The 15379-nt window shown below is 46.9% G+C and carries 13 protein-coding genes and 1 other RNA gene; 5 read left to right on the forward strand and 9 right to left on the reverse strand.

Annotation, left to right across the window (positions count from 1 at the left end):
- Positions 1-142, forward strand: a transfer-messenger RNA (tmRNA) gene (ssrA, locus tag AC4MRV_RS12375); the annotation flags it as partial.
- 192 nt (positions 143-334) lie between these two features.
- On the opposite strand, the gene AC4MRV_RS12380 is transcribed toward ssrA, so the two are convergent.
- Positions 335-1129: a M15 family metallopeptidase gene (locus AC4MRV_RS12380; protein WP_491187680.1), complete on the reverse strand. Its 795-nt coding sequence runs from the start codon at positions 1127-1129 to the stop codon at positions 335-337.
- Between the two features lie 233 nt (positions 1130-1362).
- Positions 1363-3693, reverse strand: coding sequence for a S8 family serine peptidase (locus tag AC4MRV_RS12385; protein WP_491187644.1), 2331 nt, complete (start codon positions 3691-3693; stop codon positions 1363-1365).
- A 352-nt stretch (positions 3694-4045) separates the two neighbouring features.
- Between AC4MRV_RS12385 and AC4MRV_RS12390 the strand changes: the two genes are divergently transcribed.
- The 3 genes from AC4MRV_RS12390 to AC4MRV_RS12400 all read left to right on the forward strand — a co-directional run bounded on the left by AC4MRV_RS12390 (position 4046) and on the right by AC4MRV_RS12400 (position 6333).
- Entirely contained in the window at positions 4046-4501 is a 456-nt protein-coding gene (locus tag AC4MRV_RS12390) for a VOC family protein (protein ID WP_491187645.1), read from the forward strand.
- 46 nt (positions 4502-4547) lie between these two features.
- A complete protein-coding gene (locus AC4MRV_RS12395; protein WP_491187646.1) occupies positions 4548-5066 on the forward strand; it encodes an O-acetyl-ADP-ribose deacetylase in 519 nt (172 codons plus the stop codon).
- A 115-nt stretch (positions 5067-5181) separates the two neighbouring features.
- On the forward strand, positions 5182-6333 hold the full coding sequence (locus tag AC4MRV_RS12400) for an amidohydrolase (protein ID WP_491187647.1): 1152 nt from the start codon (positions 5182-5184) through the stop codon (positions 6331-6333).
- Between the two features lie 48 nt (positions 6334-6381).
- Here the strand turns inward: AC4MRV_RS12400 and AC4MRV_RS12405 are convergent, their stop codons facing one another.
- From AC4MRV_RS12405 to AC4MRV_RS12425, 5 genes are all read right to left on the reverse strand, one after another.
- Entirely contained in the window at positions 6382-6807 is a 426-nt protein-coding gene (locus tag AC4MRV_RS12405; RefSeq protein WP_038215381.1) for a universal stress protein, read from the reverse strand.
- 1 nt (position 6808) lies between these two features.
- Positions 6809-8131 (reverse strand): TRAP transporter large permease, encoded by a 1323-nt coding sequence (locus tag AC4MRV_RS12410; protein WP_005471561.1) that lies wholly within the window; start codon positions 8129-8131, stop codon positions 6809-6811.
- Complete coding sequence (locus AC4MRV_RS12415) at positions 8128-8706, reverse strand: TRAP transporter small permease subunit (RefSeq protein ID WP_038215379.1); 579 nt, start codon at positions 8704-8706, stop codon at positions 8128-8130. The genes AC4MRV_RS12410 and AC4MRV_RS12415 overlap by 4 nt, the downstream gene beginning before the upstream one ends.
- Before the next feature lie 393 nt (positions 8707-9099).
- The gene (locus tag AC4MRV_RS12420) at positions 9100-10131 is read right to left on the reverse strand and encodes a TRAP transporter substrate-binding protein (RefSeq protein WP_491187648.1); all 1032 of its coding nucleotides are present in this window, start codon (positions 10129-10131) and stop codon (positions 9100-9102) included.
- A gap of 302 nt (positions 10132-10433) precedes the next feature.
- Positions 10434-11873 (reverse strand): NAD-dependent succinate-semialdehyde dehydrogenase, encoded by a 1440-nt coding sequence (locus AC4MRV_RS12425; RefSeq protein WP_491187649.1) that lies wholly within the window; start codon positions 11871-11873, stop codon positions 10434-10436.
- A 153-nt stretch (positions 11874-12026) separates the two neighbouring features.
- Here AC4MRV_RS12425 and AC4MRV_RS12430 point away from each other — a divergent pair, with 153 nt between their 5' ends.
- The gene (locus AC4MRV_RS12430) at positions 12027-12959 is read left to right on the forward strand and encodes a LysR family transcriptional regulator (protein ID WP_038215375.1); all 933 of its coding nucleotides are present in this window, start codon (positions 12027-12029) and stop codon (positions 12957-12959) included.
- 74 nt (positions 12960-13033) lie between these two features.
- On the opposite strand, the gene lhgO is transcribed toward AC4MRV_RS12430, so the two are convergent.
- Both lhgO and glaH read right to left on the reverse strand, forming a co-directional pair.
- Positions 13034-14287 carry an L-2-hydroxyglutarate oxidase gene (lhgO, locus tag AC4MRV_RS12435; RefSeq protein WP_491187681.1) on the reverse strand — a complete coding sequence of 418 codons (1254 nt, stop codon included), beginning with the start codon at positions 14285-14287 and terminating at the stop codon, positions 13034-13036.
- Between the two features lie 116 nt (positions 14288-14403).
- Complete coding sequence (glaH, locus tag AC4MRV_RS12440; protein WP_491187650.1) at positions 14404-15363, reverse strand: glutarate dioxygenase GlaH; 960 nt, start codon at positions 15361-15363, stop codon at positions 14404-14406.
- Between the last annotated feature and the right edge of the window lie 16 nt (positions 15364-15379).

Below are 15379 nucleotides of genomic sequence, written 5' to 3' on the forward strand. Positions count from 1 at the left end.
TGAACGGCGAATTATAATTCAGGATAGTCATTTACTAGCGTGTCGGTTCGCAGGTCCTTGGTGAATTTAAAGATCGACTAAGCATGTAGTACCAATGATGAATGGTTTTTGGACGCGGGTTCAACTCCCGCCAGCTCCACCAAACGTTTGGAAAGGCGCTAACTCTTTGAGTTAGCGCCTTTTTTGTATTTAACAACTTAAACTTATCGCTGTTGGTACTAAAAATAGGTACTAAACCTGAGTCTTCTCAAACCGATGAAACTAAATCCAAAACATCAATTATTCCAACACAAAAATGCCGAATGATTTGTTCCTTGATGTCTTTGATTCTCTACTAGAATGCTTTCACCGTTTTGTAAGCACACATCGCTCTCGCTTTCTCTACCCCTTGCGTTTTGTTTTGCAGGTAGCACATTCGGTACGACTCGACATAACGGTTAAACAGTTTCGTCGCTTCAAGCTTAGGTTTGGAAACTAATTGGTTTACGAACTGCCTTGAGCCAACTTCAAAGTGCTGAGTATCGATAGGTGTGTTCCAATCCCCGCCCCAAATTAGAAAACCATGATAAGCAAAGAGATCAACCACCTCTTCCGCCATGCCTGTTCGGCTTAGTTCTGAGCGAGCACGAAACTGAGTTCGGTTGATGTACTTGGTCGCTGACTGAATCGGCTTAACCTTAATCGTACCGTTATCACCAAACTCTAAGAATGGGTTTTGCACTGGGTTAATGTCAATCGCGACACCATAGGCATGTTTAGACCAGCTGGAACCACCGGTTATTGGCCTCGCGTTGAAAGCACTGCTGTTATTGGCGTTCATTGAGGCATCATCATCGCCTTTGAACTCTCGCATTAAGCGAGCAGAGTGTAGAGGGAAATTTCGCTGCTTGAGATCAGAAAATATTTTCTCAACTGAAGGCGCAACGACATCAAGAACAATCACACTCCCCTGCTTTGACTGCCCCTGAAAATCGATAAACTCAAAGTCTACTTTGGATAGGCGTTCACACCCCACTGGCGCGCCGTGAGCTAACACGCTTGTCTTACTCATCATGTCACATTGCCATTGTGAGATAGGAGCGACTTTAGCAAGGCTTGAAGCACTAAATATCGAAGCAGCGAGCATCATAGAAGCTGGCTTGAGGTTAAACATGGCATTCCCAAAAAAGATAGACTTGTATCGAGGTAGTGTGCCTTGAATATCGAATTTTGCAATGCTCTCTAGCCAAGTCGCAGGCTGCTAATCGTTATTTAATACGTCGATTACATCCACACTAAATTGAGGTATTCATCGAATGAGTATTTCCCTGAATACAAAAAAGAGCCTGCTTACATAGCAGGCTCTTTGGTTGATATAGAAAGCTATTTTTTACGCACTTCAGAAGTATTGCTGTACCCTGAAACTTCACCAGATTTATACGCTTGAACACGATATGCATAATTGCCGTTTGGCAATGAGCCGAATTCACTGTCCGTAAAGCTGGTTTCATTCGCACCGACTTGACCTATTGGTGCAAAATCAATTTGACCTTTGCGTTTTAAGCCTCGCTCAATATAGAAACCTAATTCGTCGCCAGAATTATCTGACCAACTCAGATTAACATTGCCTCCGCTTGAAGCCGCAACAAGATTGGTCGGCGCAGCTAAGCCACCTGGCTCAGGCTCTGGATCAGTATTGGAATCCACCGTTACTTTAATGGTATCCGAAGTGGCTTCATCGTTTGTGTTTCTCGCAGTGATACGATAGCTGAACTCCCCTGTATTTGGCACGGTATCAACATAACTGGTTGAATCCATGGGTAGCACGGCAACTTGTTCAAACCGGACTCGGCCACGATATTTAGCCCCGCGCTCGACCACATATTCATCTTCATTGGCGCTATTATCTTGCCAGGTAAGTGTCACGGATAAGCCGTCAACACTCGCGGTTAATCCTGTTGGCGCATTAACCACAAATGGATCGACTATCGTCACCATCACATCGGTACTATTTGCTGAGCCCGCATTATCTGTAACCGTTAAAGTCACGGTGTAAGTCCCTGCGGACGCGTAGGCATATTCGGGGTCCATGGATGAGCTGGTAGCACCATTGCCAAACTCCCATAGGTAGCTAACAATGTTGCCGTCAGGGTCGGTTGAGTTAGATCCAATGAAGAAAATAGCCTCACCGATGTCGTAGCTACTTGAAGGATTACTGATCTCAAGCACCGGCGTTGGAAGCATGTTCGTGACTTGAATATTAGTTAACGCAGAGTCACTAAGCCCATCATCATCAGTTACCGTTAAGCTCACTTGGAAGCTGCCTGCTTGATCATAGGTGTGCGTAGCCATCATACTCGCGGATGTGTTGCCATCACCAAAGTCCCATAGATACGACACAATAGTACCGTCTCCATCTGTTGAACCCGAGCCATCAAAATCTACCGAACTGCCAAATGGCACAGAGTTACTGCTCACCACAATATCAGCCACAGGTGCCTCTAAGTTATTGAGGTTCATTGCGTACATCACAGCAGCGTATGCATCAACAAGACCATGACCAAACACATTATCATCACCCGCTGCGCCAATATCGACCGCGGTAGAGAAAAGCCCTGTTTCAATTTCCGCTGGGGTAATCGCAGGGTTAGCTGCAACCATCAACGCAGCAATACCAGCCGTCAGCGGAGAAGAAAATGAGGTACCACTATAGTAGACGTACTGGTTATCTGGGTAGGTCGTTGCGATATCGACGCCAGGTGCAGTAATGTCTACGTAATTACCCCAGCTTGAAAAACTGGCTCTGCTGTCATCTCTGTCTGTTGCGCCAACGCCAATAAAGCTGGTGAAATCTGGATAGGAGTGCTCTTGGCCGCTATTACCAGCCGACATAAACAGTAAGCCATTTTTCGAACGCAGATATTGGGCTGCCGCATCTATGGTGTCATATTGAATACCACCATAGCTTAGATTGACCACTCGCGCGCCATTATCAGCGGCGTACTCAATACAAGTCGCCATAGTAGAAATATAAGCTGAGCTGTTACCATCACTAATGGCAATTCGAACTGGAATAATATCTACCTCCCAGTTCGCACCTGCAACGCCAATACCATTATTGCCAACCGCGCCTAGCGTACCCGCGCTCCCTGTACCATGGCCATTAGCGTCGTAAATATTGGTCGAGCCATCATGGGCGTTAAAAGCAAGATCTGTACGTAGATTAGGACCTAAATCAGGGTGATTCACATCAAAGCCAGTATCACATACACCGACTAAAACTGTGTGGCTCCCAGTAGTAATATCCCATGCTTGCTGACTATTAACGTTGTTGTGGTGCCACTGATTAGCAAAAAAAGTGTCATTTGGCTGTAGAGTAGGTTCGACCACATAATCCGGTTCAGCAAACTCAACATAACCACTCTTATCAATGATGTTGGCAATCGCTGTTTCTCGGCCATGATGCTCAAACGTCGCAATCACTATTTGGCTGCCTTCCAGTGTACGCTCTGAAACCAGTCCCTGACTTTTCAATAAGGCGTTAAGCCCTTTGAGATCACTGGGGGATGCGTTTGCGTCTATTTTGTAAATTACTGTGCCCGGTCGAAGTTCTACTGACTCATCCTTTTGTGCTAGTGCACTGGTTGCCAAAGGGAGGAGTAGAATTAACAACCACTGCTTCCATCGAAAGTTCATGTATATCACTTGACGCATATCCAATCTCCCATCCATTTCTTGGCGTTATAAATAGTTTGGTCAATAGTGTTGGATATGTAAAACAGGCTCTTTAAGCAAATCCTTTACTTTTATAGCCATAGATACGGTTTTCTCCATTTGGGCACTTTTAAACCCTAATAAAGTCATTCACCTAGAGGGCTCGGTAACAGCGATCTTTTGGCAACATATGTACAAAAATAAATAAAATAATTTTCTTAAACTTTAGTTTTAGTTCCATTAACCATTTTTTAATCATGGTTAATAAATCAGCGAAAAATGCATACTCTTTCATAGTTAACCTATGCAAATCGTACATATACTATTAATGATGACCAAACAGAGAGCTGCTATGCGCTTTTTATCCCCTCCGAGAATTCTAGCTATTGATCATGTGGTATTAAGAACATCAAAACTTAGTGCCATGCTTGAGTTCTATATCGATGTACTAGGCTGTACACTTGAACGAGAGCGCCTCGACATTGGCCTAACCCAACTTCGCGCAGGCAGTGCACTGATCGACTTGGTGACCGTCAGCAGTGAGTTGGGAAAACTTGGTGGAAAAGCACCCAGTCAAAATGGCAGAAACATGGATCACTTTTGTCTACAGGTTACTGCGTTTGATGAGCAGCAGCTGCTCGACTATTTTGCTAGAAAACAGGTTCAAGTAACGGAGTTTACTGAACGCTACGGTGCCCAGGGATTTGGTCGTTCTATCTACCTCACCGATCCTGAGGGCAACATCGTTGAGATAAAGCCGAGTAAACCAATAACGGATAACGGCGAAAACCCTGATAGTTTATCTTAAGGTCCCCCACTACACTCTCAATAATTCTTCCTTTATAGAGCAAACCATGTCCAAGATTGAACTTATAAATGGCGATATCACAAACGCCAATGTTGATGCGATAGTCAATGCTGCAAATACACGAATGCTTGGGGGCGGCGGAGTAGATGGGGCAATACATCGCGCTGCGGGGCCTGAACTTTTGCGAGCCTGTTACGCAGTAAAAGAAAGCAACGGGGTTCGCTGCCCTTTTGGCGAGGCACGTATTACTGCTGCGGGAAACCTGAATGCTCAATTTGTGATACACGCGGTGGGGCCAATATACGATAGATTTGCAAACCCTAGCGAAGTGTTACGGTCAACCTATCAATGTGCTCTTAATCTAGCTGTTGAACACCGGTGTGAAAACGTAGCTCTTCCTGCAATTTCTTGTGGTGTTTATGGTTATCCGCCTAAAGAAGCCGCCCAAATAGCCCTCACTGTATGTAAGCAAGAGGAGTATCGCCACATGACCCTCTCTTTCTATCTATTTGGCGAAGAGATGCTATCGATTTGGCAAAAAGAGTTAGAAGCTTTAGGCGAATAAGTATATCTCAGCCAAGCCGGGCAGATTCAATAATCAGAGCCTCATCAATGTCTGAGGTTTTGGCTCGGCGTATAGTCAAAACCTTATTGCTCTGATCCAGAACTAGGAACCGCCCATGCTTACCCACGCTCAACTGACTGACTTACGAAAGGAGCTTCATCAACACCCTGAATTATCGTGTTGTGAGGCAAATACAGCTGCACGCGTTGAATCACTATTCGAGCAATTTTCGCCGGATGAAACCTATCGAAACTTGGGCGGTCATGGTTTAGCCTTTGTGTTTAATGGCGCGCAGGCGGGCCCTACTACATTGATTCGTAGTGAACTCGATGCGTTGCCCATCCAAGAAATCAATCAGTTTGATCACCGCTCAGTCGTGGATGGGGTTTCCCACAAATGTGGTCACGACGGTCATATGGCGATTGTTTCATCGCTAGGAGCAGCGTTAAGTCATCAAAGACCGAAACAAGGGCGCGTTGTGCTTTGCTTTCAACCCGCAGAAGAAACCGGAACGGGTGCCATTGATGTGGTAAAAGATGCGCAATTTGCCAAGATTCTGCCAGACTACGCCTTTGCATTGCACAATTATCCGGGGCTAGCGCTTGGCAAGGTGGCAGTAAGAAGCGGCACCTTCAATTGCGCCTCTCGTGGGCTGATCATCAAATTGAGTGGAAAAACCTCACACGCAGCCCATCCAGAAGATGGCATTAGTCCAGCGATTGCCATGTGCCAAATTATTCAACAGCTCAACCTACTGCCAACACTACTTACACAGCAAGGGCTCAAGGGTAAAAGTTGGGTGACGGTTATCCACGCCAAACTTGGGGAAGTGGCGTTCGGCACCTCCCCAGGTGAAGCGGTGGTTATGGCAACGTTACGCAGTGAAACAAACTTGTGCATGCAAACCTTGGTTGAGCAGGCAGAAACTTGGGCTCGTTTGTATGCTAAGGAGTCTGGGCTTGAGGTGAGCTTTTCTTACGATGATGTCTTCCAAGCGAGTGTGAATAGCGATGAAGGATGCGAAAGAGTCTTGGCTGCATGTCGCCACACAAATACTGACTATATATTGATGGACGAGCCAATGCGCTGGTCAGAAGATTTCGGCCAGTTTACCGCGGTCGCGAAACAAGGTGCCATGTTTGCCCTAGGCGCAGGAGAAACTAGCCCACAGCTTCACAACCCGGACTACGACTTCGATGACCAACTGATTCCGATTGGCAAAGCGCTGTTTTTAGATCTAATTAAGCAAATCAATGGATTAGACTGAATCTCCAAATAGAGCCCAAGTTTCGGCTCAGGCTCTATTGTTCAGCTTTTAACGAACGACAAACACCGAACATGGCGCATGACGCACCACTTTGGCGGCATTCGAACCCAACAAATAGGAACGTAACCTAGGTTTGGCAGACGCCATCACGATGGCATCCGCATTTGAACGTTTGGCTTGAGCCACGACTTCATCAAACACAACGCCATTTCTGACGATGCTTTTGCCCCGATGTGGCCGAGGAACAAGCTGTTCAAGCATGGTTTGTACGCGGTCAAAAGCACTAAGGTGGTGTTCAGAAAACGCGTTTCCTGTCACCGTCGGAACCATACTGTGGTGCACTCTGGCATCATCCACATACAGCATGTCGATCACCCCGTCTTCAGCAATCAATTTGAGTGCCATTTCGACCTCTAGTTTAACAACATCTGGGTAAGCCAAATCTACAGGCATTAAGATTCGTTGCAGGCTCATATCAATTTACTCCCATCACTTTATTAGGCAGCCACATCACCACTTCAGGGAACAGCATACAGAGCACCAATACACAGAGCTTGAGCAAGATAAATGGCAATATCGAACGGTAGATATCCATCATACTCACCCCCGGTGGCGCAATACCTTTGAGATAGAAGAGGGCAAACCCATATGGCGGTGTTTGGACCGCGATTTCGATGTTCAAAATCATCAAAATACCAAACCATATTGGGTCATAGCCCAGCGATACGACAATCGGTGTGAAGAGTGGTGCACACATTAAAACAATGATCAGCTCATCAATGATGAAGCCCAGCAGCAGCATGATAACCTGCAGTAATATGATGACGCCAAGCGGAGGCAAGCCGAGATCTTGGGTAATTTGCGCCACCATATTTTGCACGCCACTGAGCATGTGGAAATTACTAAATAAAGATGCGCCAAGAATGATCCACATCGACACGCTGACCAACATGGCCGTTTCAAACCCAGAAGACTTAAACATCTCAAAACGGAAGCGTTTAAAGATCACCGCAAGCAAAATGGCGCCAACCACACCAATTGCTCCCGACTCTGTGGGCGTCGCAATCCCCGTTATAATGCTGCCAAGTACAGCAACAATCAGCAACAATGAGAACAAACCATCACGAGCCGTTCGCACCTTCTCTTTGCCTGTCATGCTGCTTTCCACACCTGTGCCTAACGGCGCTTTTTTTGGATTGAGCTTGCAACTAATAATGACATAAGCAATCAGTAAGCTGATCGAGATAAGCGCGGGGATGATGGCGGCAAGAAACATACGCCCAACCGAGTTTTGCGTCGTCGCGGCATACATTATCATCGGGATGCTCGGCGGGATCAGAATCCCCAAACCACCGCCCGCCATAATGACCCCGAGAGCCAATCGCTTGTCATACCCTCTTTCAAGCATTGGCTTGAGCGCGATACTGCCTGAAGTCATGATGCCCGCACCGATGATGCCAACCATCGCCCCAATCATTGAGCAAACGCCGATCACGCTGATCGCCAGCGATCCTCGCAAACGGCCTATCACCATTTGGCTGGCGTTGAACATCGCATCCCCAATACCAGAGCGAGTCAGCAATTGCCCCATGTAGATGTAAAGCGGAATAGCGAGCAAGATAAAACTGAAAAAATTACTTTCTATCGTAGTGGGTACAAGGTTAAAAATTCCCTCTCCCCACGTCATGTACCCCATTCCCATAGCAATGCCGCCCAGAGCAAGGCCAACCGGCGCACCGAGTGCAAAACTAAATAAAATACAGCCGATTAACAGCAGGGTTAATACTTCAATACTCATACATCCCCCGCCTGTTCAAGTAAGCTTTCGCTTGGTTGTTGCTCTTCAACCTGCTGTTCAATCAGCGACTTTCCCGTCACCACGTAGTAAAGGTCTTGGAGCATGTCACTGGTAAATTGAACAATAAATGCGCCGCATGCCACCATCATCATCACCCAGAAATGAGCCATAGACGGAGCCCACTCAGATTGGCGTCGATAGTTAAACTCAATCGCTTCTTCAAACTTGCCCAGTGCCATCATCAGCACAACCGACAAGAAGAAGATTGCCAGTGAATAAGAAACGAGATTAAACAGCGAGCGAACGCGCATAGAAACGGAAAGGTAGAACACATCCACATTGATGTGCGCTTTATTCTGCTGGGCTAACGCGCCACCCAACGCAGCAATATAGCCAAACAGAAACAATGACACGTCATATGCCCAAATAGTGGGTTTACCAAGCACGTAACGAGAGAACACTTCAAAGGCAACGGTGAGTGCTAATATCGGCATCAATACCGATGCGGACACACCAATCCAATAAACCAAGCGATTAATACCAAGGCAATACGCTGCCAAAACCTTACTTAACATAGACGCTATCCCTGCCAGCAAATGAGAAAAGGGGGCAAGCCCCCTAGATTGACCACTTCGCCTGTAATTCGACATCTACCCCAAGATTTGAACAAAGCGAAGTGGGCAAATTATTAGGGTGTGTTAACCTTTAGCGGTTAAATTTTGTTCGAGATAAAAGCGTTTATTTGCCGAGAGAAGCGAACGACTAGTTGTTTTCCGCCTAGTTACACCAAGCAAAATACCTCTCAACAAAAAGTAAAACGCTTTTAGCCGAACCCTTCGGGCAGCATTTGTGGGCGCTTTCTACAGCGTTATCGGCTTATCAGGTAGAGTAACTACAGTTCAAAGCCTCTGCCTTGTATAAAACACCCACAAACAGCTGCAAAAGTCAGCTCAAAAGGTCAGCACACCCTAGTTATTTTGTACAATCTTAATTAGACGTTGGCTGTACTTGTCTGAGTCGGCGTATTCGGTCCACAGTGAGCCTGCCGCATCGTTCCATTTCGCCACATCTTCAGCACTTGGCTCTGGGCTCCACTTCATGCCTTTCGCTTCCATATCTGCGATAGCTTGAGACTCCCACAGTCTCGACTTCGTCATCTGCTCACGAGCGTGTACTGCGCTAGCCGCTCGAACGATCGCTTGTAGATCTTCAGGAAGTTTGTTCCACGCGCTTTTGTTCACCACGATTGGCAACGCTTGAGCGCCAGCAATCGGTAAGCGGTACATGTACTTCGCAACTTCGACGTGGTTACCATCTCGGTGGTCGATGAGGTTACTGCCAATTGAGCCATCAATAACCCCAGTGGCTAGGCTGGTGTAGATTTCACTCCAAGAAAGTGAGGCAGGTGAAGCGCCCAAATTGCGAAGGAACTTACCGTATGCACCCGGCGCGCGGATCTTCAGCCCTTTAAACTCTTCAACGGAGTTAATCGGCTTTTTGGTTAATACGTAAACTGGCAACTGAATGTAAGGTTCTAGCCAAACAAGGTTTTGTTTGTCATAAGCCTCTTCTAAAACGTCACCCCAACCTTTTTCGTGAAATAGCGCGCTGAGTTCACCGACATCGTCCGTCATTCCCGGTAGACCAACTTCCACCACGCCGGCAGGAAACTCACCCGCATGCATTGGCTGAAAAGGCGCTCCCATAGTCATTAAGCCAGATTTCACCGAGCCAAGAACGCCAGTTTGTCCAACGCCTTCTCCGGCATAGATAACTTGTACTGAGATTCGGCCGTTCGACATCGCTTCAATATTTTCCGCAAAGCTTTTATACACCTCACCATAAGCGGTACCGCGTGAATAAAGGTTTACAAAACGCCAGTTATGCTCAGCGGCAAAGGCTTGCGACGCAGTAAAAAAGGTACTGGAAATGGCCAGTGCGTACCCTGCGACCGTCTTGGTAATGCTTTTTGAGTGCAGCTTGCGTAAGGTTTTAAACATGAAGGTTCTCCTTGAATTATTCCTGTTTACTCTGACTGAGTCAGGCACAGTATTGACGTGACATTTCTCTTCCTCGTTGTCACCTTGTTAGAAATAATTACAATTCATTTACATTTATTAAATTCATATTTATCCACCTAAAGTTTTACCATCATCAAACCTTTTCATTTTTGGTGCTTATCTATGCATCTGTTGCAAAATACAAAAACAAAAAAAGCAGCACCGAAGTGCTGCTAAAAGCATGAACCCCAAGGGGCCTGAACAAACTAACAATGATAGGGAAACTGTTTTAAACGAGCTGATTACAACCCGTGACAGAGGTATTTGATCTCTAAATAATCATCAATACCGTATTTGGATCCTTCACGCCCGCTACCAGACTCTTTCACTCCACCAAACGGCGCAACTTCGGTTGAGATAATGCCTTCATTGATGCCGATAATGCCGTATTCCAGCGCCTCACTCACTCGCCATACGCGGCTATGGTTTTGGGTATAAAAATAGGCAGCCAGACCAAATGGGGTGTCATTGGCTCGGCGGATCACATCTTCTTCATTATCGAAGCGGAATATCGTAGAGACCGGGCCAAACAACTCCTGATGCGCAATATCCATCGCTTCGGTCACATTAGTTAAAATCGTCGGTTGATAATAGTGCTCACCGACCGATGAGACCGCGCCGCCTAGCACTAACTGGGCACCTTGTTGCTGCGCCGTTGCCACCAGCTCGTCCACTTTGTCGATGGCTTTTTGATTAATCAGAGGCCCGATGTCCGTTCCCTCAGCGAGACCTTGGCCAACTTTCAGCTCACTCACGGCTTGGGTATAGCGCTGTACAAATTCATCGTAAATCGCATCATGGATGTACAAACGGTTGGTACAAACGCAGGTTTGACCGGCATTACGATACTTGGAAATCAACGCGCCCTGCACTGCTTTGTCTAGATCTGCGTCCTCAAAAACAATAAATGGCGCGTTACCGCCTAGCTCAAGGGAGACCTTTTTCACCGTATCAGCCGCTTGACGCAAAATCAGTTTGCCAACGGGAGTGGACCCCGTAAATGACACCTTACGAACTAAAGGATGGCAGCACAGTACCTCGCCAACTTCGGCTGGGCGAGACGTAGTCACCACGTTAATCACCCCTTTAGGAATGCCTGCTTGCTCAGCAAGAGAAGCCATCGCCAATGCACACAGCGGCGTATCTTCACCAGGTTTTACCACCACAGTACAGCCCGCCGCGAGCGCAGGGCCGACTTTGCGGGTGATCATCGCAACCGGAAAGTTCCACGGCGTAATGGCACTCACAACACCGACGGGTTGTTTTATGGTCATGTAGCGATTGTTAGGGTTGGCAGCAGGAATCACATCGCCGTACATTCGCTTCGCTTCTTCAGCGAACCATTCGATAAACGACGCGCCATACATCACTTCTCCGTAGGCTTCCTTATAAGGTTTGCCTTGCTCACTGGTCAGCAACTTAGCGAGCCCATCCGCGTTTTCAACAATCAAGTCAAACCAACGTTTGAGTAATCCCGCACGATGCTTCGCTGTGGTTTTACGCCACTCTTGGAATGCGGTATGTGCTGCGTTAACCGCGGCTTCCGACTCCACTTTTCCCATATCTGGAACAGTGGTAATGACATCTCCGGTCGCGGGATTGAGTACCTCGACTCGCTTACCATCGTTAGCATCGACCCATTCTCCGTTTATCCAACCTTGGGATAGAACCAAATCTCTCATCACTTAGATTCCTACTGTTATAAATATTATCAACGTCAAAGATTAATCAATCTAAATCGCGCATAATCACCAAAACACATAACAAAATAATAACAAACAGCCGAGGAATATAAATGCCCTTGGCTAAACATGAAGTTTTATGAGCCTAAAACTATGACTAAAAACCCTTCGCCTGTCGGTCAAATTGGTGACTACGAAATCAAACAACTCAAAATCTTTAAAGTTGTCGCAGATTGCGGTGGCTTTTCTGCGGCGGAAACCGAGCTGAATATCAGCCGCTCCACCATCAGTATCCACATTTCAAACTTGGAGTCTCGACTTAATCTCATCCTCTGCCGCCGTGGCCGTTCTGGCTTTGCGTTAACCGAAGAAGGCGTGGTTGTCTATGAAGCGACAGTCAAACTGCTCGGCGAACTGGAGGATTTTCGAAACACGATCAATCACCTAGACATACAGCTGTCAGGCAGCCTGACAGTCCTGTTTAGTGACACCATCAGTTTAGATCAACGAGCCTGCATTCCTGAGGTGGTTGGTAAGTTTTCAAAATTGGCACAAGAAGTTTATCTCACCGCTGAAGTCGCTCGGATGACAGAAATTGAGCGCATGGTGATGCAAGAAGAGGCTGATATTGGCTTTATTCCTTTTCACCGTGAGTTGGATGGATTGGAATACGAACATATCTATACCGACATTTGCTACCTTTATGCGAGTAAAGAGAATCCGTTGGCGGCGCTGTCTGATGACGAACTGACTGATGAGATCATTGACGGCTTCCCCGTCGCCTATGCAGGAATGAAAACCCAAGAGCGCATTAACGGCCATCTTGCCAACATGAACCTCAAAGCCACTGCATACAACTATGAGTCTCGCATGGCGCTGTTGCTCTCTTCGCGCTTTATTGGTTACTTGCCAGAACACTACGCCAAACCTTACGTTGACTCTGGTGAGCTGGTAACAATCGCACCAGAGCGTCGCTACTACCACCTTGAGATCATGGCCATTACCAAAAAGACCAATGCGCTTAACAAGGTACGCTCACTATTTATTAAGACCATGCGCGATTACTACCGCAAGCATAATAAATAGCGGTGCGCCGTGTGCACCAAAAAGCAAAAAGCCTGAAGTGATATTCAGGCTTTTGACTCATGGGAATTTAATCGTTATGCGACCTCTGGGATAAGCTCACTTGCATCTTGCTGAGGATTGCCTATCCCCTGTTTGGTGGCAATTTTGTCACAAATATAACCGCCGATAGGAATGGCGGAGGTGGCCGCAGGCGATGGCGCATTGCATACATGTAAGCTGCGATCACTTTCCGCAAACAAAAAGTCATGCACTAAGGTGCCATCTTTTAACACGGCTTGTGCGCGAATACCCGCTGGGTAGGGCTGCAGGTCCTCTACGGTGATCTGCGGGCAATATTTATTAACCAGCTTTAAATAGCCCGGTTTCCACCACGAGTTTTTTGTTTCAATTAAGCCTGTTTTGAAGTGTTTGGCGCTCACTTTCCAAAATCCGCTGAAACTCACCATGTCGAGCACATCACGCAAGTTGAAATTAATTTTGCCGTAACCTTCACGCTTCCAGCCTTGAACCGCGTTGGGGCCAACCGTCACTGAACCATCGATCATCCGTGTTAAGTGAACACCCAAAAACGGCAAATCAGGATCAGGGATCGGGTAGATAAGGTGATTAACGATGTTGTTGTACTTCTCAGGCAAGCGATAGTACTCACCGCGATAAGGCACAATTTGGAAATCGGTTTCGAGGCCCAGCATACGGGTTAATCTGTCGGCCATTAGCCCAGAGCAAACAACCAAGAACTGACCATGAAAATCGACGCTATGCTGCTGACACTCACCATGGACCGTAATCTTCTCGGGCGTTTCCACCAGTCCCGTCACTTGAGTGTTGAGCTGTACTTCGCCACCCGCGGCAACGAACTCCTGCGCCATTTTTTCCGTCACTTGGCGATAGTTGACAATACTGGTGGTCGATACTGCAATCGCGCCTAAGCCCACGATGTTCGGTTCGCGCCTTTTCAGCTCAGCTTGATCGATCAGTTCTACGTCTAAGCCATTTTGATGGCAACGTTCGTACAGCGCTTGCATCCGCTCGACTTCTTGCTCTGAGGTAGCCACCAGTAACTTGCCACAGTTCTCCACTGGAATATCGTGTTTGGCGCAAAAATCCGTTGTCGCTGCCACGCCTGCTTTACAAAACTCTGCCTTTAAACTGCCCGGAACATAGTAAACGCCCGCATGAATCACGCCGCTATTGTGACCAGTTTGATGGTGCGAAAAGCCCGATTCTTTTTCGATCAGCAATATCGTTTTCTCTGGATAGCGACTTTGTAACTGCCACGCTGTCGAGACACCCACAATGCCACCACCAATTACGATGTAGTCATACATTTTTTCCACGCTTACCTGCTCCTTCACTGCCGTTGTTATTGTTGTTTATAGCGAAACGACTTCACCACTCCCCAGCAAAGCCGTTTGACTATACGCCCCATTTCTGAGGCTAGCCGCTAACGCGTAAAGTGACCGCGTTGGCGCAACAGTTCACGCTTCAAGCCTTCGTGTGCGACGAACTTATCGCGACCATGCAGCCAACAGTGGTTTTGTACCACCAGCATGCTGCCAACGTTGACACGAACATTGAAACAGTTGCTGTCACTCTCTAGTGACTCGCTCATCTGATGCAAATAGAGCCCTTGCTGCATGTTCTGTGGTTGAGCAAACTGGTCAATGAACAACATGTGCGGTTTACCATTCTTGTCCTCTTCAAAGAACACTGGATGCTCGATGGTGTAGCCAACGTTTTTACTCGGTGGCGCCCCCCAAACAATGTTTTGCTTCGCCATTGGGTGATGATAAAAACGCTCAAGGTCTTGCCAATCATCCACATGAAGCAGCAGCGAGTCCCCCATCTGCATGTTCTTCTCATCCATTTTCATCATCAGGACAAAATCGGTACGCTCATTCACGTAAGTACCATCATTGTGCAGCTCCATACGACGATGCGCTTGACGCAAGTAACTATCACTGTTGTCGTCATTTTTTACTGTGAAGCGCGCGTAATATTTGCCATACATGGCGTCGAAGTTAGGAATCCCGATAAGGTGAGAAATCGCAGTGGATAAGATGACAAAGAAGTCGCGCTGCTCATCACTGTCGTCAAATGCCGCTTTCGCCTCTTCAGACGGCTCCAGTAGAAACGCGCCAGTTTCACGATCTTCCATCGTTTCAACTAAGAACTTACCAAGTTGATAATCACACGCTTTGTCCAATGCATCAGCCACTGCAAAGCGGAGAAATGGCTTGTATTCCAACGATTGCAAATTGTAGTTTTGGATTAAATCGCTAAAGGCATCCAAGGTTTCTTTGGCTAACGTCACCACTTGTAAACGTGGGCTTTCTGGGTGCAAAGAGATGGTAAACCCGCTACGTTCTTCGACGTTTTGATTAAAAACCTTCGCAATGTTCATTGTTTCACTTCCTTAT

Source organism: Vibrio sp. (assembly GCF_984391705.1).

Bases quoted from the DNA above. Each gene is read 5' to 3' on its own strand.
- AC4MRV_RS12385 (WP_491187644.1), bottom strand. From the start codon at position 3,693: ATGCGTCAAGTGATATACATGAACTTTCGATGGAAGCAGTGGTTGTTA.
- AC4MRV_RS12395 (WP_491187646.1), top strand. From the start codon at position 4,548: ATGTCCAAGATTGAACTTATAAATGGCGATATCACAAACGCCAATGTT.
- AC4MRV_RS12410 (WP_005471561.1), bottom strand. From the start codon at position 8,131: ATGAGTATTGAAGTATTAACCCTGCTGTTAATCGGCTGTATTTTATTT.
- glaH (WP_491187650.1), bottom strand. From the start codon at position 15,363: ATGAACATTGCGAAGGTTTTTAATCAAAACGTCGAAGAACGTAGCGGG.
- AC4MRV_RS12380 (WP_491187680.1), bottom strand. From the start codon at position 1,129: ATGATGCTCGCTGCTTCGATATTTAGTGCTTCAAGCCTTGCTAAAGTC.
- AC4MRV_RS12415 (WP_038215379.1), bottom strand. From the start codon at position 8,706: ATGTTAAGTAAGGTTTTGGCAGCGTATTGCCTTGGTATTAATCGCTTG.
- AC4MRV_RS12430 (WP_038215375.1), top strand. From the start codon at position 12,027: ATGACTAAAAACCCTTCGCCTGTCGGTCAAATTGGTGACTACGAAATC.
- AC4MRV_RS12390 (WP_491187645.1), top strand. From the start codon at position 4,046: ATGCGCTTTTTATCCCCTCCGAGAATTCTAGCTATTGATCATGTGGTA.
- AC4MRV_RS12425 (WP_491187649.1), bottom strand. From the start codon at position 11,873: ATGAGAGATTTGGTTCTATCCCAAGGTTGGATAAACGGAGAATGGGTC.
- lhgO (WP_491187681.1), bottom strand. From the start codon at position 14,287: ATGTATGACTACATCGTAATTGGTGGTGGCATTGTGGGTGTCTCGACA.
- AC4MRV_RS12420 (WP_491187648.1), bottom strand. From the start codon at position 10,131: ATGTTTAAAACCTTACGCAAGCTGCACTCAAAAAGCATTACCAAGACG.
- AC4MRV_RS12405 (WP_038215381.1), bottom strand. From the start codon at position 6,807: ATGAGCCTGCAACGAATCTTAATGCCTGTAGATTTGGCTTACCCAGAT.
- AC4MRV_RS12400 (WP_491187647.1), top strand. From the start codon at position 5,182: ATGCTTACCCACGCTCAACTGACTGACTTACGAAAGGAGCTTCATCAA.